Genomic DNA, 4,478 nt, shown 5'->3' with positions numbered 1-4,478 from the left:
TGCAATACACCCGTCTGGGACGAACTGGGCTGCGCGTCTCGCGCCTGTGCCTGGGGACGATGAACTTTGGGCCACAGACCAGCCCCGAGGACTCTTTTACCATCATGGACCGCGCCCTTGAGCACGGTATTAACTTCTGGGACACCGCCGATGTTTATGGCTGGAAGCTGGGCGAGCGGGTCACTGAGAAGATCATGGGCGATTATTTCGCGCAGGGCGGAGGACGCCGCGAGAAAGTAGTCCTAGCGACCAAAGCCTACAATAAAGTGGGCGAGTGGCCTAACGAGGGACGCCTGTCCAAGCTGCGCATCAAAAAAGGCTGCGAGGATAGTCTGCGCGCGATGCAAACCGACTACATTGATCTTTTCCAGATGCACCACATTGATAGAGACTGTCCCTGGGACGAGTGCTGGGAGGCGATGGAGCAGCTGGTGCGCGAGGGGAAAGTTCTCTACATCGGCTCGTCGAACTTTGGCGGCTGGCACCTAGCCGCCGCGCAAGAGAACGCCAAGCAGCGCAAGTTTCTGGGGCTGGTGAGTGAGCAGAGCCTCTACAATCTCAATGCCCGCACGGTCGAACTAGAAGTGATCCCCGCCTGCGAGCACTACGGCCTTGGCGTGATTCCCTGGAGCCCGCTGGGCGGCGGCTTGCTGGGCGGGATTCTGCAGAAACCCACCGAGGGACGGCGTGCGGGCATCAAGCTCGACGAGAAGCAGACCGTTCAGATCACAGCCTGGGAAGCACTCTGCGCGGAGCTAGGCGAGAACCCCGCCGATGTGGCGCTGGCGTGGCTACTCAGCAACAAAATTGTCACGGCCCCCATTATCGGCCCACGCGATACCAACCAGCTTGACGGTAGCCTACGGGCGCTCGAAATCCAGCTCTCGGACGAGACCCTCAAAAAGCTCGACGAGATCTTCCCGCCCGTCGGCAAAGGCGGCCCCGCCCCCGAAGCCTACGCCTGGTAGGCCATCTCCCCGTGCGCTCGTACCTCGCTTACGCCCCTCTTCCCGCCGCGGAAGAGGGGTTGGGGGAGATGCACCACTCGCGCCAGATATCGGTCATGGCAGCCACTCCGATTTCTTTGGCGTCTTTGTGGCTCCCTCGAAAGATCGCGGCGTAGCGGATATTGGGGCTGGAGTTGGCGACGGCGGTGTGCACAAGCTGGTGATGGGTGATGACCACATCGCCCGGCTCGCCCGTGATCTGAACCGGCTCGGAGCACAGCGTAACGGCACTGATTCCATCCGCAAGATACGCCGGGCCTTTCTCCTTAAAAACCGTCTCAAACTGCCGGTGCGTCCCTGGCCAAACCGTGAAGTTGCCTGAGTAGGGCTTGGGCAGGTCGGAGAGCAGCACCACAGCCAGCATCGTGAAGCTACGCATAAACTCCCCGCGCGGGATGCCGTTGGTGCCGGTTCCCTGGCCATCAATATGCCCACGCGGCTCCTGCGGCTCGGTGTCGGGGCGGGGAAAGCGCAGCGCAATCTGGGCGCTGGAGGCCGAGAGCAAGTTCCCCTCCCCTAAAAGCTGCTCGCAGGCCGCAAAAACCGGCGTTTTGTTGAAAAGATCGGTGAGCGCAGGCTCTTTGGTGATGCTACGACAGTAGGTCTGCGCCCGGTAGGTATTGAGCTCGTCGGGAGGCATTCCAAACTCGCCTAAGTGATGGTTGATCGCCTGCCGCGCTGCGTCCCCCATCACTTTCGGCACCATGCCCTTGAGCACTAAAAAGCCGTCGTCGTGCATTTGGCGAAGCTGGGTAGAGTTGAGTTTCATGCAGGCGAGTTCTGCGGGGGATCCTCGGAATCCTCCCTCGGTGCGCCAAACAGTGGCTCCAAAATCGCCCCGAGCCGTGCGGCGGACTGCGCAGCCCACGGCAGGCGAAGTGCGAGCCACATCCGCCCGAGCATCTCCTCCCCAAAGGCCAGCAGGTCAAAAGTGGCTTTCTGCTTCGGTGTGGGATCCTGCGCCCAGAAGAGCACCAGTAGTAAATGGCCGGTGTAGAGCAGCGTCGGCAGGTGTTGCCGAATGGGGCCTTTAGGCAGATCACTCGCGCCCGCAACCACTTCCTGAAAGACCGCGTGAATCCGTCGCCGCCAGTGCGCCGCGCCCTCGCCCAGCACCTGGGTCGGGCTTCCGGGGGTCAGCCCCGCTCCAAACAGTGCCGTCAGGGTTGCCCGATGTGGCAAGAGGCGCGCAATATCCGCTCGCTCAATCGCCGCCCAGCGCGAGGCGAGTGTCCCTGGTGGAAGCAGCTTCGCCTCAGCGGCTAGTTCTTCCACGAGCCGCTCATAAAGCGCGAGTACCATCTCCTCTTTGGTGCGGAAGTAGCGGTACGCTAGCCCCAGCGAGCACTCCGCCCGCTCGGCGATCCCGCGCATGGTCGCGCCCTCAAACCCCTGCTCGGCAAATAACTCCAGCGCCGCCGCTAAAATTCGCTCACGGGTGCGCTCGCCTTTGGATATTTTCTCGTTGGTTGTGGTGTCTATCTCAATCATTTTTGAACTTTGTTCATTTTAGCCCTTGACAGAAGATCTTGCCAGTGATAAATTAAAAATGAACGTGTTCATAAAAAGAAAATTACCATGCTCGACTTTCTCCTTACTCTCTATCTTTGGATCATCTTCTTCTCTCCACTTCCTGTTCTGGGAATTCTAGGGCATCATGAGAATCGTCTCGGCGTGCGAGGAATTGTACTTGTGTGTATTGGCTATACTGCCCTCGGCCTTCCCGCGATGGAGAACTAGGGAACGACGGGCACTTCAGAATGCTGGGAGTGTTCTGGTTGCTCATTACGGTTCCAGCAATTCCAGGAGTGCTCGTCGTCTGTCTTTGTCAGAGGAAAAGTTGCGAACCGTAGCTCGCGAATCGGGAGACAAGTGAAACTTACCCTCAGTCAACCAACGGATGCCACGCTCGCCGCGTTTCTGAAGAGCGCCACCGGCCCCCTCTCCTACCCCGAGGTCGGGGCAACCCGAAGCGCTTCGCATGTTCCGGGCTACGACAACGATTATAACAAAATCTGCCTCGGGGAGGGCGCAGAAGTCTTTCGGAGCGCTTGCGATGCCCTCAGGCGCTGGGAGCATTTTCCTAAAGGCTGGGTGAGAATCGGTGCAGGCATCCCGCCGATCCACGAGGGTCAGAAAGTTGCGATGTTGGCCCGCGCGTTTGGCCTCATCTGGATCAGCGCCGCCCAGATTGTCTACACCATTCAAGAGCCGCGTCGTTTTGGTTTCGCCTACGGAACACTGTCTGCTCATGTCGAGTGCGGGGAGGAGCGTTTTCTGATCGAGTGGCTCCCCGACAACACCGTCTGGTACAGTCTCACCGCCTTCTCCCGCCCCCGCCGCTGGTTTATTCGCCTTGGCTACCCTCTGGCCCGCCACCTACAAAAACGCTTCGTCAGAGACTCGTTTACGATGCTGCAAAATCGTGTAAAATCAGGGCATGTCGAAGAAGATCGCGATGATCGGCGCCGGGAGCGTCGTTTTCTGTAAGACCCTGATGTCGGATATTATGGCCACGCCCGCGCTGGCAGGCTGCGAGTTCGCCCTGATGAGCCCCACCGAGAGCAAGCTGCGCCGCATGGAAGCCTTTGGCCAGCGCATGCTCAAAGACAACAGCTTGCCCGGCAGTGTCTGGGCGACCACCAGCCGCCAGGAAGCGATCAAAGACGCCGACTTTGTGGTCGTGATGATCCAGGTCGGGGGCTTTCACGCCTACGGGGTGGACTACGAGATTCCCCTGAAGTACGGCGTGGACCAGTGTATCGGCGACACGCTCGGGCCGGGCGGCCTCTTTCGCGGCCAGCGGCATATCCCGGTTTTAGTTGATATTGCAAAGGACATGGAGGCGCTCGCGGGGCCCGGCGCGATCATGCTCCAGTACGCCAACCCGATGGCCGCCAACTGCCTGGCACTCGGCAGAGTCTCAAATGTCCCGTTTATCGGGCTGTGCCACGGTGTCCAGACCACGCTGGATCTCATCGGCGGCTACTGCGGCGTGCCTAAAGACGAGATTTCTTTTGTGTGTGGCGGCATCAACCACATGGACTGGTTTCTAAAGCTCTCGCACCACGGCCGCGATCTCTACCCCGAACTCCGTGCGCTTTTTGAGCGCCCCGAGTACTACAAAAACGAGAAAGTGCGCGGTGAGGTATTTCGGCAGTTTGGCTACTTCATGACCGAGTCCACGGGGCACCTCAGCGAGTACGTGCCGTGGTTTAGAAATAACGCCAAAGCGCTGGAACTCTACTGCGACGAACCGGGTTTTGGCGGCGAGTCTGGCGCGTACTACAAGTGGGGTAAGGCGATGGCGGAGAAGTACGAAAAGCTCGATCCGTTGCAGTTCGAGAGCACCGCGATTGAGGCCAGAAGCGTGGAGTACTGCTCTTATATCCTAGAGGCCGTGGTCACGGGCAAGCCGTTTCGTCTGATGGGCAATGTGCGCAACGATGGCTACATCACGAACTTGCCCAA

6 protein-coding genes are annotated in these 4,478 nt (G+C 59.4%); 4 read left to right on the top strand and 2 right to left on the bottom strand.

Features of this window, described 5'->3' with window-relative positions:
- The coding region (locus ACH2EH_RS12345) for an aldo/keto reductase (RefSeq protein WP_395142077.1) at nt 1-968 on the top strand (968 nt) is incomplete at its 5' end.
- A gap of 28 nt (nt 969-996) precedes the next feature.
- Here the strand turns inward: ACH2EH_RS12345 and ACH2EH_RS12340 are convergent.
- Entirely contained in the window at nt 997-1,776 is a 780-nt protein-coding gene (locus ACH2EH_RS12340; RefSeq protein WP_395142076.1) for a phytanoyl-CoA dioxygenase family protein, read from the bottom strand.
- A complete protein-coding gene (locus ACH2EH_RS12335; RefSeq protein ID WP_395142074.1) occupies nt 1,773-2,498 on the bottom strand; it encodes a TetR/AcrR family transcriptional regulator in 726 nt (241 codons plus the stop codon). Before ACH2EH_RS12335 ends, ACH2EH_RS12340 begins: the two co-directional genes overlap by 4 nt.
- A gap of 87 nt (nt 2,499-2,585) precedes the next feature.
- Between ACH2EH_RS12335 and ACH2EH_RS12330 the strand changes: the two genes are divergently transcribed.
- From ACH2EH_RS12330 to ACH2EH_RS12320, 3 genes are all read left to right on the top strand, one after another.
- A complete protein-coding gene (locus ACH2EH_RS12330) occupies nt 2,586-2,747 on the top strand; it encodes a hypothetical protein (protein WP_395142072.1) in 162 nt (53 codons plus the stop codon).
- 132 nt (nt 2,748-2,879) lie between these two features.
- Nucleotides 2,880-3,497 carry a DUF1990 family protein gene (locus tag ACH2EH_RS12325; protein WP_395142070.1) on the top strand — a complete coding sequence of 206 codons (618 nt, stop codon included), beginning with the start codon at nt 2,880-2,882 and terminating at the stop codon, nt 3,495-3,497.
- Nucleotides 3,448-4,478 (top strand): alpha-glucosidase/alpha-galactosidase (locus ACH2EH_RS12320; RefSeq protein WP_395142068.1); only part of this gene is annotated, 1,031 nt, incomplete at its 3' end. The genes ACH2EH_RS12325 and ACH2EH_RS12320, both read left to right, overlap by 50 nt.

It is taken from the genome of Armatimonas sp., assembly GCF_043760365.1.
GTDB lineage: Bacteria > Armatimonadota > Armatimonadia > Armatimonadales > Armatimonadaceae > Armatimonas.
This window is presented reverse-complemented; position numbering and strand designations above follow the sequence as displayed.

What these genes read in the sequence shown, in the direction of transcription:
- ACH2EH_RS12340 (WP_395142076.1), bottom strand. Translation starts at nt 1,776, where the DNA reads ATGAAACTCAACTCTACCCAGCTTCGCCAAATGCACGACGACGGCTTT.
- ACH2EH_RS12335 (WP_395142074.1), bottom strand. Translation starts at nt 2,498, where the DNA reads ATGATTGAGATAGACACCACAACCAACGAGAAAATATCCAAAGGCGAG.
- ACH2EH_RS12330 (WP_395142072.1), top strand. Translation starts at nt 2,586, where the DNA reads ATGCTCGACTTTCTCCTTACTCTCTATCTTTGGATCATCTTCTTCTCT.